Annotated in this window: 10 protein-coding genes; 2 read left to right on the forward strand and 8 right to left on the reverse strand. The window is 42.2% G+C overall.

Annotated features, from left to right (window positions below):
• Positions 1-82: 82 nt before the first annotated feature.
• Positions 83-1,399, reverse strand: coding sequence for a glycoside hydrolase family 125 protein (locus tag BM057_RS01250; protein WP_092090887.1), 1,317 nt, complete (start codon positions 1,397-1,399; stop codon positions 83-85).
• 178 nt (positions 1,400-1,577) lie between these two features.
• Between BM057_RS01250 and BM057_RS01255 the strand changes: the two genes are divergently transcribed.
• Positions 1,578-2,666: a GntR family transcriptional regulator gene (locus BM057_RS01255; protein WP_092090889.1), complete on the forward strand. Its 1,089-nt coding sequence runs from the start codon at positions 1,578-1,580 to the stop codon at positions 2,664-2,666.
• A 97-nt stretch (positions 2,667-2,763) separates the two neighbouring features.
• On the opposite strand, the gene BM057_RS01260 is transcribed toward BM057_RS01255, so the two are convergent.
• A complete protein-coding gene (locus tag BM057_RS01260; protein ID WP_092090891.1) occupies positions 2,764-4,278 on the reverse strand; it encodes a response regulator transcription factor in 1,515 nt (504 codons plus the stop codon).
• Between the two features lie 371 nt (positions 4,279-4,649).
• On the opposite strand from BM057_RS01260, the gene BM057_RS01265 reads away from it, so the two are divergent.
• Entirely contained in the window at positions 4,650-5,996 is a 1,347-nt protein-coding gene (locus BM057_RS01265; protein WP_281246045.1) for an APC family permease, read from the forward strand.
• A 625-nt stretch (positions 5,997-6,621) separates the two neighbouring features.
• Here BM057_RS01265 and BM057_RS01270 read toward each other — a convergent pair.
• From BM057_RS01270 to BM057_RS01295, 6 genes are all read right to left on the reverse strand, one after another.
• Complete coding sequence (locus BM057_RS01270; RefSeq protein WP_092090893.1) at positions 6,622-8,223, reverse strand: ABC transporter permease; 1,602 nt, start codon at positions 8,221-8,223, stop codon at positions 6,622-6,624.
• Between the two features lie 3 nt (positions 8,224-8,226).
• The gene (locus BM057_RS01275; RefSeq protein ID WP_092090895.1) at positions 8,227-9,129 is read right to left on the reverse strand and encodes an ABC transporter ATP-binding protein; all 903 of its coding nucleotides are present in this window, start codon (positions 9,127-9,129) and stop codon (positions 8,227-8,229) included.
• A gap of 40 nt (positions 9,130-9,169) precedes the next feature.
• Positions 9,170-9,889, reverse strand: coding sequence for an alpha/beta hydrolase (locus tag BM057_RS01280; RefSeq protein WP_245741765.1), 720 nt, complete (start codon positions 9,887-9,889; stop codon positions 9,170-9,172).
• Positions 9,890-9,984: 95 nt separating this feature from the next.
• Positions 9,985-10,164, reverse strand: a complete 180-nt coding sequence (locus BM057_RS01285) for a 2-hydroxymuconate tautomerase (protein WP_092090899.1) — start codon at positions 10,162-10,164, stop codon at positions 9,985-9,987.
• Positions 10,165-10,864: 700 nt separating this feature from the next.
• The gene (gene ebgA, locus BM057_RS01290; RefSeq protein ID WP_425439006.1) at positions 10,865-13,864 is read right to left on the reverse strand and encodes a beta-galactosidase subunit alpha; all 3,000 of its coding nucleotides are present in this window, start codon (positions 13,862-13,864) and stop codon (positions 10,865-10,867) included.
• A gap of 22 nt (positions 13,865-13,886) precedes the next feature.
• Entirely contained in the window at positions 13,887-15,377 is a 1,491-nt protein-coding gene (locus tag BM057_RS01295) for an amino acid permease (protein ID WP_092090903.1), read from the reverse strand.
• Positions 15,378-15,460: the final 83 nt, after the last annotated feature.

A 15,460-nucleotide genomic window follows, 5' to 3' on the forward strand; every position in this document is an offset into this window, starting at 1 on the left:
TTTTATTTTTGCTTTTTTTAAATAAAGAACGATAATCGCTGGGCAGACACTTCATTTTTTGCATGCCCAACACTATCTTTACTTATCTTGCAATGCGAATATCAAAGTAATCCATGACCAATTCGCAGAATAACATGTTTGGCCAAGAGAACCATTCTCTTGTATATTGTGTTGGGTCATTTACGTCAAACCCTTCATGCATCAAGTTGGTTCCAGCATCGCAAGCTACCATCAGGTCAAGAATGCGTGCTTTTTCAGCTTTATCTGAAGTCGTCAATCCTTCGATAGCCAATGCGATTGGCCAAATATAATTTTCAGGTGTATGCGAACTGCCGATTCCTTTTGCATGAGATCCTTCATAAAAATAAGGATTTTCTTTGCTTAATAACGTTTTGCGTGTTGCCAAGTAAGTTTCATCTTCTGGTGAGCAATAGCCCAAGTAAGGTGCAGACAATAAGCTCGGCACATTGGCATCGTCCATGATCGAATAGTTGCCTTTTCCATCCACTTCATAAGCATAAACCGTTTCGCCGGCTTTATTTTGTACGCGTGCATGAGTTTCGATACCTTGTTGGATCTCTTCTTTCAATCCGCGAATCGTTTCTAGCAATTGTGTTTCCTTCAAAATATTTTCGTAAATGTCTTCCATGTAGTTTAAGACAACGACGGCAAACATGTTAGAAGGGACTAAATAATGATAGATACAGCGGTCATCACTTGGACGGAAACCTGACCAAGTCATGCCCGTTTCAGCAACAGGTGAACCTAGTCCATCATTCGTCAATGTATCTTCTTCACGGGTTGTATCACGTGTGAAACGATAAGGAGAATTTTCATGCTGTTGTTCTGTTTTCCAAACTTCTAGAATTTTTTGCACCGCTTCTTTAAAGGTTTCATTGAATTGATCTGTACGACCAGTTTCTTTATACAGCAAGTAACTCAATTGAATCGGATAGCAAAGTGAATCGATTTCATATTTGCGCTCCCAGATCCAAGGATTCATTTCAGTATGGTCATCTTGGTGTCCAGCATTGTTTGCTCCTTCATTAAAAGCGTTTGCATAAGGGTCCAACACAATAGACCGTAATTGTCTTTCAACTAATCCTGCGATCATATCTGAGATTTCTTGATCATTTTTAGCGATCGATAAATAAGGACGGATTTGAGCTGTAGAATCGCGCAGCCACATAGCGGGAATATCACCTGTTAACAAGAAGGTTGTACCATCTGGTTGTTTTTTAACGGTCGTTTGTAAGGTATTTGCAAAGCAAGCATTGAAATTTTCAGCCCAGTGCGGATGTTCTTCACATTTAGCCGTAATGTCTTTCATAAAAGCTTTAACAGCTTCTGGGATCTCTTTAAAATCTTTTTGAATAATTGGTTTATTGGTAGTCGACATGTGATTGCTCCATTTCTTTTTGTATTTCTATCTAGACTATAATGCAGTTTGTTTTTAATGGCTATACTTTATTTCGATCGTCTTTAATTTGTAGAGAAACCTCTAAAAAAATTTATTTTCCTTCAAGGTAATGATATAATTCAGTTAATGAAATATATCATTTGAAGGAGTACGACCATTGAAAAAAGTTCCTGCTTATCAAAAAATTTATTTAGATTTAAAAAATCAGATTTTTCAAGGTGTTTATCCATACAACAGCCGTATCCCGACTGAAAAAGAATTAGCTGACTATTATCAAGTCAGTCGTATCACCAGCAAACGCGCAGTAGATGAATTGGCGAACGAGCATTGGTTGCGGCGCTATCCTGGTAAAGGCAGCTTTGTAACCTACCGCTCGCGCGAAAAACAAAGTCTTCAGATCGGTTTGGTTTTGAATTTTTCGACCAACCATGGTTTGAAAGAGTATTTGGCAGGCATTCAAAAAGGTTTAACCGATTCTTCCTATAGTATTAAAGCTTATTATGCCAATCAAACAGGTTTTTCATTTGAAACATTGCTGTCGGCAGCTGAACGAAATGAATTAGCCGGTTTGATTTTGCAGGCGCCTATCCCGACTGCTTTTCTTAGTCGCTTGGTTCAGTTATTTTATAAAGGTTTTCCAGTCATTCTACTCAATCAAGAAATGGATGGTCTTCCTTTTTCTGCAGTGATCTCACAAGACTTTTTAGGCGGATACCAAGCAACCCGACACGCGATCGAAAAAGGACATGAAAAAATTTATTTTGTTGCTCAAACGCCGATCTATTCAGATGCTGTCGTGCGCCAGCGTTACTTGGGCTATCTCAAAGCAGTCACTGAAAAAAATCTATCCTTGCCAAAGGTGCCTTACTTGCCGTCCTTTGATCGACCAACGATCGACACACCTTTTATGCAAGATTGTTTACGGGAATGGGAAAAACATGATCTCAGCTGCCTCGTCTTTGAAAATGATGTGCTGGCCATCGAATTTCTCTCGGCAGCCAATACATTAGGTTGGGACTTGCCGCATGATTTGTCTTTTATTGGTTTCGATGATATTCCTCTCGCACAATTGATCGAACCACATTTGACTACGATCCGGCAAAACTTTTATGAATTGGGTGTTCAAGCTGCTTTGTGTTTGTTAGAGCAGCTGATCCCTTTTAAAGAAACACACGAAGATCCATCGCAAAAAAGAATAGAGATCCCAGTTGCCTTAGTCGAGCGCTCCTCAGTTGCTGCACGCTGATCAAGAAAGGAATGCAGCGTATATAGTAGAAATACAAAAAAATACCGGACAAAGTAGGATTCTTCAACCTCTTTGTCTGGTATTTTTTAAGTTAACATCAATCGTCTTTCATGCTTTCTTCCTTATGATAGACGACATTTGTCGCCACTTCTTTTCTAAAACGTTCTCGGTATTCACGCGGCGAATGTTCCAAGTATTGTTTGAATATTTTATAAAAGTAGCCTTGATTCTGATAGCCGACTTGATAAGCGATGTCGCTGATCGGCTGATTTGAACGGATCAGCAGCTCTTTGGCTAAGTCGATCCGGTATTCATTCAAATAATGAGAAAAACTTTTTCCTGTTTCTTTTTTAAAGACTTGTCCTAAATACATCGCATTCACATGCATACCTAAAGCCACTTTTTTCAATTTCAAATCTTGCTGGTAGTCTTGCTGGATCACTTCGATAGCTTGACGTGTGAGTTCGCTGTACTTCACTTGTTTAGAATGAGCTTGGATCGGCAAAATATTTTCCTCGAGCAATCGTCTCAATTCGCTGAAGGTTTGAACGGAAAAAATGTCTTTGGCTGTCTCTTTAAAATCAGGACTGTTCAGCGAATCAAAAACAAGATAGCCATTGATCAAGATCATATAGACTTGCCAGCGCGCTAAATCAGGCGCAACTTCATTTGTTTCCAGCATTTGAGCAAATTGCTTTAGCTTTAAGGAGATCTGCGAAACGTCTCGCGATAAAATGTGTTGATTGACCTCACCCATTTGCTTATCCATTTCTTCTTGGAATGGATCGCGGTCTGTATACCAATTGACCCTTTCAGTGTGTTGATAGAAAGCAGCACGTTCTTTCATTTCTTTTAAAGAAGCAAAGCTTTCTGGCACCGTTTTTATGCTAAAAACAGGTTGTCCGACAAAAAAGATTGTTTCATCACCCGTTTCTTCCGTCAAATAGTGAATGACAGCTTCGATCGCAGCTTGCTCTGTACTCATGATGATCACATACGCTTCATCTGTTCCAGTGGTGAAAGCATAATAAAAAGCTTGTTCTTTTGCCCACTTTTTCCATTCCTCAGGTCCAGCTGACCGACTCAGTTGAACAGACAACACTGTAAACGCCTGGCCGCTCAGTTGACGTTGCTGCCCCAGTTTATCCTGCAGTTCAGATAGCATATCTTCTCCTTGCAGCCATTGATACAAAAGCTGGCTAATGACAAATTGGTTGGTTTGTTCATACCGCTTTTCTGCTTTGATTTCATTGGTGATTTTAGCTAAAGCATGTTCCAATTCTTTTTTATCGATCGGTTTTAGCAAGTAGTTTGCTGCGCCAAGTTGCAGACTTTTTTGAGCATATTCAAATTTTTGATAACCGGAAAGAACGATAAACTTAAAATGATAGCCCCGTTTGATGGCTTCGTATACAAAATCGATCCCAGATAGTAACGGCATGGTCACATCTGTGATCACGATATCGACAGGGTTTGCCTCCACAAAGTCCAGTGCTTCTTTGCCATTTTGAGCAGTTCCAGCGATCGTGATGTCAAATTTTTCCCAATCAATGATTTTCTTTAACCCTTCTAAGATCATGTATTCATCATCCACCAGCAAAGCTTGGTACACTCTTTCCCCTCCTTCTAACGTCTTATGGCGATCAGTTTAGCACTTCTATTCTTACTGCCCTATCATTCACCATAAATAGAGTTCTGCTTCTTTTCGAATTCTCAACTCATCGCTATTGACGAATAGATTCATTCGTATTATACAAAAAATACAAGTGAATTTGTATAGTGAATTAAACCTGGTCTTTTGCTCATGATTATATTTTCTGTTTTTCTATTCATTTCATCCTTTCCTAGTGCTCCTGAAACGTGTAAAATAAACAGTATTGCTGCCAATATGTTTTGGCCGTTCAGAAATCGAAGCCGTTCGTTTTTCTCATTTGATACTGCCATAAAAAAGGGAGAAAACGACGACGAATGTGAGGAATACTATTGGAAAATCATGAAACATCTACTGGATTAAAAAGAGAAATTTCCTTTTTCACTGCATTGACTGTGGTGATGGGAACCGTTATTGGATCAGGTGTGTTTTTTAAACCTGAAGCTGTCTACTCTGCTACTGGAACAGCTGGTCTAGGCTTATTGGCATGGATCATTGGTGGCTTAATCACGATCTGCGGCGGACTGACGACAGCGGAACTTTCAGCTGCTATCCCAAAAACAGGCGGCATGGTCGTTTATTTGCAACGCGCTTATGGGCCGCTTGTCGGCTACCTATTAGGCTGGGCTCAGACCATTATTTATTTTCCGGCAAACATTGCCGCTTTATCGATCATCTTTGCTACCCAAGCGGTCAATTTGATGGGGTTACAGGAAACAGCTACGATTCCGATCGCGATCGCCGCAGCCTTTTTGATCATCTTTATCAATTTGCTAGGCACTAAAAAAGCCGGTCGTTTGCAGTCCGTTGCTACTGTTGCCAAAATGGTCCCGCTCCTGTTGATCATTGTCTTTGGCTTATTCAACAAAGGTGACGTGCAGGTTCAACTTTTACCCAGCAGCATGACATCAGGATCTGCGATTTCCAAGTTAGGTTCTGGTTTAGTTGCGACCCTTTTTGCCTATGACGGTTGGATCAATGTCGGGGCGATCGCTGGCGAAATGAAGAACCCTAAAAAAGATTTGCCAAAAGCGATCGTATTTGGCCTATCAGCCGTAATGGGTGTTTACGTCTTGATCAACTTGGCTTATCTCAGTGTTATGCCGGCTGCTTCTCTGGGCGCAACGCCTACTCCGGCCGCAGAAGTCGCTCAATTGTTATTTGGCAATGCTGGCGGAAAAATCGTCACTATCGGCATCCTTGTTTCTGTCTTCGGCACCATCAATGGGTATGCCATGACGGGAATTCGTGTTCCATTTGCCATGGCATTGAACAATGAACTCCCTTTCAGCCGCTGGTTTCAAAAGCTGAACAAACACCAAGTGCCGGTCAACAGTGCCCTGACTTTATTCATCATTGCGTTGGTGATGATCTTTACGGGACAATACAACCAATTGACAGACTTGCTAATTTTTGTGATCTGGATTTTTTATACGCTCGTGTTCATCGCGGTCTTTATTTTACGCAAACGAGAACCAGACTTGATCCGTCCTTACAAAGTGCCATTGTATCCAATCGTGCCCATCATCGCGATTGCTGGCGGACTCTTCATTGTATTGAACACGCTGCTGACACAGCCAATCAATACAGCCCTCGGCATCTTTTTGACTGCGATCGGACTCCCAATCTACTTTTACAAAAAAAGAAAAAGAATCCATTCAACAATCGAAAAAAACTGATATGAATCATTGTGAAATAAAACAGGCGCCTCTGCTATTTTTGATTATCAATAGCGGGAGCGTCTGTTTGCTGATTTTTGCTCAAACAGCAAATTTTTGTCCTGTGATTTATCTTCTGCTTCCCTAAACTTATCCTTGTTTATTCGATAATCAAGGGCTTATCTCACACTCAAATCCATTTAAAACACTGAGTATGCAATAAACAAGCTTTTATCTCACACTCAAATCCATTTCAACCTTTGAGTATGCGATAAACAAGCTTTTATCTCACACTCAAACTCATTTAGAATACAGAGTATGCAATAAACAAGCTTTTATCACGCACTCAAACTCATTTGGAACACTGAGTATGCGATAAATAAGCTTTTATCACACACTCAAACTTATTTAGGCCACTGAGTATGCGATAAGCGAGCCTTTATCTCACACTCAAATCCATTTCAACCTTTGAGTATGCGATAAACAAGCTTTTATCTCACACTCAAACTCATTTGGAACACTGAGTATGCCTGAAGCAAACGCGATGAAAAACAAACAGCAAAATGACGCCCCTTTCTAATGATAGAAAGTGAGCGTCATTTTTGTTCCTTTTGAAAAAACCTTGATCGTTTAAACATCTCTTTTGCTAATCAGGAAGAATATCACGTTTGCGGTAACCGACATCCCCTAGCCCAGCGAGTAGAAAGGCTGCCACAGTCAAGACAATGAGCGGCAACCACGATAAGGTATCTGAATAAGCAGCCGGTACAAAATAAAAGGCGGAAAAAGAGCGGACCCACTCAGGGAATTTCAACAATTCGCCCAAATAAACATCAGCAAAGACAAAACCGATATACGCCCATACCAAAACTGTTCCTTTCGGCATTGCACCGACCAGTAACGCTGTTAACCCAATCAGCACCCAAATGGCCGGCAAATAAGCTAATCCCGCCGAAACCGTTTTGGAAAAACTGATCGGTTGCTCCATCAAGGACTGCGCCGTTCCCCAATAACTCAGCACCATCAACAATTGAATGAGATTACTAGCCATCCACGCCACAAATAAGCGGATCGATAATTGTCGACTCCGAGAAACTGTCCGACTGTAAACATTGTCCAAATAGCCGCGCTTCTCTTCCTTCTTCAACTTCAGCAAAACCATCACTGCCGGAACTGCTGTAAAAACAGATAAGATCGCAAAGAGCAGCTCAATAAATTGGCTCGTCATTTGCTCTCCCTCGCCGCCTAAAAAGGCTTGGATGAAGGTAGTTTCCGTCAAGTAAGTTTCCAGTTCGTTCATGACAGCACCAAACGAAGCGGCCATCAAAATGGTCCCCGTACCCCATGCCAGCAAACTACCTTTTTCTAAGCGCAGCGTTAAGCCGAGGGGCGATAGCAAGAAAGAAGATGCCTGCCGTTTCCCTTTTCGATCTGAAAGCAAGCCGGCGCATAAGTCACGGTTTCTATTCCAAAAGAAGGCCAAACAGAATAATAACAGCGCTATTCCCACCAAAATAAAAACAGGCTGCCAATGATTTTGATCGAATACGTTGGCGCGAACAGTCCAGCCTAAAGGAGAAAAATATGACAGAGTCTCATTCAATACGTCTCCAATGGATCTGATCAAATAAAAGAACAACATCACGGCAAATGAACCGATCGTCACTCCGCGCGTCGTTTCAAATATTTGCGAAAGGACCGCCGTCAATGCACCAAATAACCAGCCGGTACTTGCAATCAGCGCGCCATACAACAAGCTGCTGTTCCAGTCCATTCCATCTAATCCTAGAAATCCTAAACTCAACCCAGTCATCACGGCAAGCAACACATCGATTAACGTGACGATTAAACTTCCAGCAGCTAAATAAGCAAAACGCCCAACAGGAAGAGAGCGGATCAATTCTAAGCGTCCTTCTTCTTCATCATGGCGTGTAAAAGAACTAACGAGCAGGATATTCATCACAGCCGCTGCGATAGCCGTAAACAGCAACATCTCATTGGCAAACTGAGCCGCTAAAGTATACCGCTCCACTGGATAAGCTGGGCCCAACATCGCTACCATAGCAGGGTTCTGCATCACCGCAGCGATGCCCAACAGCTCTATCCCTGTTTGCGACAACCCTTCAAATGCAGCCGCTGCCGCAGCAGATGCACCGACCAAGCTTACTAGCCAAACAACGGCTTGCACACGATGTTGCCGAACCAATACAGTCATCGCCAGCTTCGTTCCTTTAAATGATCGCTTCATCCTTTACACCTCCTCATCAGAGGCTTGAACAGGATCATAATGTCGAAGAAATAGGTCTTCTAAAGAAGGCGGCGTACTTTCCAATTTCAAAATGCCGCGTGAACTGAGCTTGCGCATAACGGTATCCAAGTGTATGGCATCGAGATAGAAAGTCCAAGTATTCTCCGACCGTTTGCTGTCATGAACCCCTTCCCATTCTGGCAAATCTGTTAAAGGCTCGCGCGTTTCGACAATCAATTTCATGCGTGTCAAATGTCGCATTTCTTCTAAAGAACCCTTTTCAATGATTTTTCCTTGTCGAATAATTGCGACGCGATCACATACTTTTTCGACCTCAGCTAATAAATGACTTGAGAGCAAAATCGTCTTTCCTTCCTTCTTCAATTCCAAAAGAATCTCTTGAAAAACACGCTCCATCAATGGATCCAAACCAGCTGTCGGTTCATCTAAAATAAATAAGTCAGCATCTGAAGCAAATGCAGCGATCAATGCTACCTTTTGCCGATTCCCTTTTGAATAAGAACGAGCTTTCTTAGTCGGATCCAAATCAAAACGTTTGATCAACGCTTCTTTTTTAGCTGAAGGTTTGATATCTTGCATGCTTAAAAGCAAATCGATCGTCTCGCCGCCAGTCAAGTTTGGCCATAAGTTGACATCACCAGGAACATAAGCCAGGCGCTGGTGAATGGTGACCGCATCTTTCCATGCATCTTTTTCAAATAGTTGGATCTGTCCGAATGTCGGCTTTAATAGACCTAGCATCGTGCGAATAGTCGTTGATTTCCCTGCTCCATTTGGCCCAATGAACCCAAAAATCTCGCCAGCTTCCACTGACAAAGAAATGTCATCCAATGCTTTAAAGTCCCCAAACATTTTTGTCACCTGTTGAACTTTTATGACACTCATCTTCTCCAGCCCCTTTAAAAAAATGAAAAGCATCTTCTCTTTAGTTAGTGCTCAGCCAATCCAATAATAATTTCACCAATTGGTCTTGCTGCTCTTTATTTGTGATCGTCGCAGCCTGATCTCCCTTTTGAAAGCCATAATCACCAAAACCCGCATGATTGCCGCCATCGATCTCCTTAAACACCGTTTGCGCAGGCAGCCACTGTTTAGCGTTTTGACTGCTTTCCTGACTCACTACACCATCATTACTGCCGTTGACAGACAATACTTTGCCCTCAAACGATAACAGACTGCCTTTTTCATCCGGATAGCTGGCCAAATAGAACACACCTTTCAATCCTGCATCTTTCAAGTGCTCATTTGCATAACGGCTTGCCATCACTCCACCCAAAGAATGACCGCCGACCACATACTCAGCGATGCCTTCTTCTTGAACCATTTCTGCCACATCGACTGTCGAAAGAACCGCCAAATTGAGTGGATGGTGCAAAAGATAGACAGGATAGCCCGCTGCCGCCAACTGACGCGCCCAATAACTATAACTTGCTTCTTCTACCAAAGCTCCTTGATAAAAAACAACAGCTTCTTCCTTAACAGGCTCGGTCGGTTGGAATAACAATCCCTCATCGATTCGTTCCACTTTTACCTGCGGATCCGACACCTGTGCTTCCATCGCCAAGCTTTTCGGTTCATACGTACCTGCGCGGATCCACAACAAGACCGCCGCTACCAGAACGATCAAAACCAATCCAATCGACAACCCGACTCTTTTAACTGTTTTACTCAGTTCAACCTCTCCTTTTTCTGCTGCTAAAACAAAAAGCCATGAGTTTTATCCCATAGCTTTTATGTATCTTACCCTAACAATTTTCCGCCCATACCATAATCCGTCTTCTTCATCTCATTAATAATGACATGAACACGTTCCTTTGGTACATCCGCATTCTTCACAACCGCTTCCGTAATATCCTTCACCAGACCCGCTTTTTGCTCAGCAGTCCGCCCCTCAACCAACTCAACATGAATAAATGGCATCACAATTCCTCCTCTTAATCTTAAAACTTCTCTTTCATTTTAACGATACCTCTGCCAGAATACAATCTTTTTTCATCATTTCCCTTTTCGCAAAAACACCTGTCATCCGGTCTGACAAAAACAGCACCGCACACATTCTTGTGCTATCAACTCCCGCATTCAAACCTCAGCCCCAGTTGACTCAACCCAAGCACAAACCGTCATCATCTGCCCCTTTGGAACAAAGAACCCCTAATGGCTAACTCAAGAATAAAGTTTGTGCCGAGCTTGTAAAAAAAACGCTGCTTATTGACTAAATTCTATGTCGACTTTGTAAAAAAACGCTGCTCATTGACTAACTCAAGAGTAAGATAGAATTTGAGTTGGTCATAAAAGAGCATTAATGACTAACTCAAGAGCCATATTATGTTTGAGTTTGTCAATAACAAGACTTAATGACCAACTCAGAAGCAGGATGGCATTTGAGTTTGTTATAAAAGAGCGTTAATGACCAACTCGAGAGCCATATTGTGTTTGAGTTTGTCAATAACAAGACTTAATGACCAACTCAGAAGTAGGATGGCATTTGAGTTTGTAAAAAAGACTGCTTATTGACCAACTCAATAGTAAAGCTCATGCTGAGTTCGTAAAATATAAATAGGAAAACATTCAGCTCCCTGAGTGCAAGACTCTAGGAGCTGAATGTTCTTATTATATAAACTTATTTGTCGCGTGCTGTTTCTGCTACTTGATCTTTAGCTATTTCTTCCAATGCCAAAGAGAAAGCTAAAGAGAAGTCATCAAATTTGCAACGGTATTTGTCTAACTGGTCTTGCCCACAAGAGTTGCTGCCTAAACCATTTTGGCGCGCATCAATATTCAATACCAAATAATCTCGTTTTTTCAAATCAATGGTATGCTGAGCTTTTTCCAAATCGCTGTCTTCGTAGCGAGATACACTATAATCAAACGTTTTTTCTCCTTTGATCAGCAGCGTTTGCTCGCCTTCAGCAAGACCGATCCAGTCGCAATCCATATGGTTTCCATTTTCCTGTGGCATAACATAGTTCACGAACAGCTCATCAACTGAATGGCTAAAGACACCTGGATAAGCAGCTTGGCGTGAATCGGCATAGTTTTCCAATGGACCAAGACCTCGCCAAGACACCGTATCAAAATCTTTAGCGATGCGAAGTGAAACACCTAGACGCGGCAACATTGGCGGAGCAAGCAATTTTCGTCCCGCTGCTGTTCCATCGATTGAAAAGTCGATCGTGCCATTGCTATGAACGATGTAAGTGTACACCAAGTCATAGAACCAGGCACTATTCGTCGTCCCATAATAAGTGTGCACATCCATTTCAAAACGGTCCTCTTTTTTCCGGCAGACAACGTCCCGAACGGATTCGTGCGGCAAATGCATAAAGTATTTCGTTTTGTAGTCTTCAACAAGATACATATCATTGTCGATCGGCGCTCTCCAGAAATTCATTTCTGGTCCCTTTTCGATAACCTTTTTGTCACCATAAACGGCTTCCAGCATTTTTCCTCTCACTTTGTCAAAACGCACCGAGAAGTGTTCGCCTTTGACGGTCACGAATGCTGTTTCTTCTTTGACATCCAAATGATTATCAAGATGCTCCGTGGCGGCTGGGAGAGATTTCACTTCATCCCAAACGAAAACAGAGCGCGTGACTTCAAATCCTTTATCTGCCCAAGTAGCGGCTTCTTTCAAACGGTAAACAAAATGAACCGTGTAAAGAGCGCCAGGCAGAAGCGTCACTTCTGGGTAATCAATGTGCAAGACACTGGTTGTGCGAGCTGGTGTCTCAGGGACGTCGACCTCTCTTTCTTCGATCAAACGGTCGTCTTCATAAAAGGCACAAGTTAAACTGTATTGATCCAATGACGCAAAATCCAATCGATTGGTCAATTCATATAAGCCAGCAGTCAGATTGACTGCCTTCATTTGAACCGGCTCGATGACTTTTTTATACTCGACCAGACTAGTAGAAGGCGTACGGTCTGGCATCAATAGTCCATCAATACAGAAATTGCCGTTGTTTGGATCATCGCCGAAGTCACCGCCATACCGATAATAAACTTCTCCTTCTTCTGAGACAGTTTCGATACCATGATCGAACCATTCCCAAATAAAGCCGCCCTGTAAGTGATCATGTTTGTAAAACAAATCTTGGTACTCTTTCAAGTTGCCAGGCCCATTTCCCATGGCATGTCCGTACTCGCATAAAATATGCGGCTTTTTCGTTTTGGTGATGACTTTGTCCATCGTCAGCTTGTCATCGTCTCTTTCCAGCCAAGTATACATGGTTGAATAAACGTCGCTGACTTCGACTTCAAAGTCCCCTTCGTAATGCACCAGTCTAGTCGGATCCGTTTTCTTAGCATATTCTGTCATTTTTCTAAAGTTGTGTCCAAAAGCAGATTCGTTTCCAAGCGACCACATGATGATCGATGGGTGATTCTTATCTCGGTGGATCGTCCGTTTGATGCGGTTGACATAAGCTTCTTCCCATTCAGGATTATCAGAGATCCAAGCATAATCTTCAGATAGTTCGAATCCATGGCATTCAAGATCTGCTTCATCAATAACATACATCCCATATTGATCACATAAATCATAAAAATAAGGGGCATTTGGATAATGAGATGTTCTCACAGCATTGATGTTATGCTGTTTCATCAAAACAATGTCTTCTTCAATGCTTTCTTTAGTCGTCGTTCGGCCGTGTTTCGGGCTATAATCATGCCGGTTAACCCCTTTTAATTTGATCGCTACGCCATTGACTAAAAATTGATTGCCTTGGACTTCAACTTGACGAAAGCCGACTTTTTGAGTCACGACTTCAATAACCGCTTCATCCTTTTTGACAGTCATCGTCAAATCATACAAGTAAGGATCTTCCGCCGACCATTGACGCGGTGCCGCAACCTTTTTCACAAAACTCTTGGTACCAGCTTCTGTTTCTTCAAAAATCGTTTCCCCGGATTTGTCTGATAAGGTATACGTGATCTGTTGTCCAGCATTGCTGCTGAAAACTGGATCGACTACGAGTTCAGCATCTTTGAACGAGGAGTCAAAATACGTTTGAACTGTGTAATCATACAACCCTTCTTTGGGACGTGAAAACAGTTCTACATCACGGAAAATTCCACTTAACCACCACATGTCTTGGTCTTCCAAATAAGTACCGTCTGACCATTGGAACACTCTTACTGTCAGCGTATTGGTTCCTTCTACTAAGTTGTCCGTTAAGTCGAATTCACTTTGGATCCGAGCACCTTTACTGTAACCAATGAATTGATCATTGACATAAACCTCAAACGCCGAGTCTACACCTTGGAAACGCAAGATGTATTGCTGCCCTGCTATGATTTGGTCTAAATCAAACGTTCTTCTATAAATACCTGTTGGATTTTCGGTTGGGACCAATGGCGGGATAATGGGAAAATTGTAGCACAAGTCAGAGTAATGCATTTTCCCATACCCTTGGCGCTGCCAGTTTCCAGGAACTTCGATTTCATCCCATTGTTCTGTCTTGCAGCTGGTTTTGTAAAAATCTTCCGGGCTGTATTCAGGAGCTTCTAAAAACAAAAAGCGCCATTTGCCGTTTAAACTTTCAAAATAACTTCCAGCATGCTGCTCACTTTCAGTTTCGAGCCCGTTTCCAGAAGTATAAAAGTCAGCTCTCGGTTCCATTCTGTTGATGCCATCTAACTTGTTATTTTCCCATCTTTTTAACTGTCTCACTATAGTCACCGCCTAGTTTTTTTTCGTAATTTGCATAACACACATACGCAAAGCCGACAAAGATGATCACGCCAAGCGCATTATATAGTAAGGTAAACAAAGGATTCGCTGCGCCTTCCGCTACATAACCTGTTTGGAAGTAGGCCATCAATGCAGCCGGAGATGGCAAGATCGATACGATGAATGCGAACAGGAAGAAAACCAGCAGCATCACGCCAACTGCGATTCCTACTTTTCGGCTTCCCATCTTAAAGGAACGCGGCAACTCATCCAATTTGACCCGCATCATGATGTAAGCCAGCAATAAAAACAATACTGGAATCAAAGAAGTTGCAGCTGTCATATTGATCAATGTTTTTAAGAAGGTGTCGATCGATCCTACCCCTAAAGCAGGAATGATCATCAAAATCGTCACGATGGCGCCTTGCAGCAAGAGCGCATTTGTTGGATTTCCTTCTTCATTCGTTTTGGAGACCCATTTGCCAAAAATACCTTCTGGGATCTCAGAAAATAAAATCTTAACGGGTGCAGCTGTCCAAAGCACCAACGAACCGACTGAGCTGAGCATCATGATAAAGCCGACGATGCGAATCACGATTCCAGATGAAATACCAAAATGTGCACCGAGAATTCCAAATGCATCAAACAACGCATTCGAATAGTTATCTTGTAATGTTTCAGCTGGCAAAATCATCCCGACTGCTACTGCACCAAGCGCATAGATAATACCGATTGCTAAAGCTGCGCCTACGATCGTCTTCAAGAAGGATTTGTTGCCGCCTTTGATATCTTTTACATAAACCCCAACCGCTTCGGCACCACCAACCGCTTGTAAAACCCAAGCCAATGTCGTCAAATAGTTCCAGTTCATATTAGCAGTCACCACGGTTTCCGTCGTGAAATGTTGTGCCGGCTTTTCACCTAGCAGGAACACCACAGCAAGAGCCAGAATGATAAAGCCGATGCCCATCAGCAAACGAGCGATCCCAGATAAGTCGGTTACTTTAGAAATCCAACCTACCCCTTTGATCGACACATACGTTGCCAACCAGAAAAGCGCGATCGATAGCAGTGAAATGATCACCGTGCCATTTGCACCGCCAAAGATATTACGGCCTAAAAAAGTGTACGAAGCATAAATCAACGTTTGTGGCAATAATGACGTGAAGAAGAATAAGTTAACAAAAAAGTAAGACCAAGAACCTAAAAAGGCCATTTTTTCCCCGAGCGCTGTTCGGATCCAACTGTATACACCTGATTCCGAATCCCCATGTGCTGCAGCGAATTCTCCAATCATCAACGTAAACGGAAAGAAATAAAAAATAGTTGCAAATAAAAATGTTGGAACGGCTGCCATACCAATACTTGCACTTGCATTAATGATCGTACCGAATGAAAATACCGCAGTAAAGGTCATGAGCAAGAATGAAATCGGCTTCATTTTTCCACGTGTTTCTGACATAAAAAAGCCTCCTTATCGTTTTTGTTGTGCGTTGATCCATGATCGAAGGTTAAAAATATTCAGCGCTGAATATTGACTACGCT

The sequence above is a fragment of the Pisciglobus halotolerans genome (assembly GCF_900113675.1).
In the GTDB taxonomy this organism is placed as follows: Bacteria; Bacillota; Bacilli; order Lactobacillales; family Carnobacteriaceae; genus Pisciglobus; species Pisciglobus halotolerans.

Coding starts and splice junctions, on each gene's coding strand:
- ebgA (WP_425439006.1), bottom strand. CDS start 13,864: ATGGAACCGAGAGCTGACTTTTATACTTCTGGAAACGGGCTCGAAACT.
- BM057_RS01250 (WP_092090887.1), bottom strand. CDS start 1,399: ATGTCGACTACCAATAAACCAATTATTCAAAAAGATTTTAAAGAGATC.
- BM057_RS01295 (WP_092090903.1), bottom strand. CDS start 15,377: ATGTCAGAAACACGTGGAAAAATGAAGCCGATTTCATTCTTGCTCATG.
- BM057_RS01275 (WP_092090895.1), bottom strand. CDS start 9,129: ATGAGTGTCATAAAAGTTCAACAGGTGACAAAAATGTTTGGGGACTTT.
- BM057_RS01285 (WP_092090899.1), bottom strand. CDS start 10,164: ATGCCATTTATTCATGTTGAGTTGGTTGAGGGGCGGACTGCTGAGCAA.
- BM057_RS01270 (WP_092090893.1), bottom strand. CDS start 8,223: ATGAAGCGATCATTTAAAGGAACGAAGCTGGCGATGACTGTATTGGTT.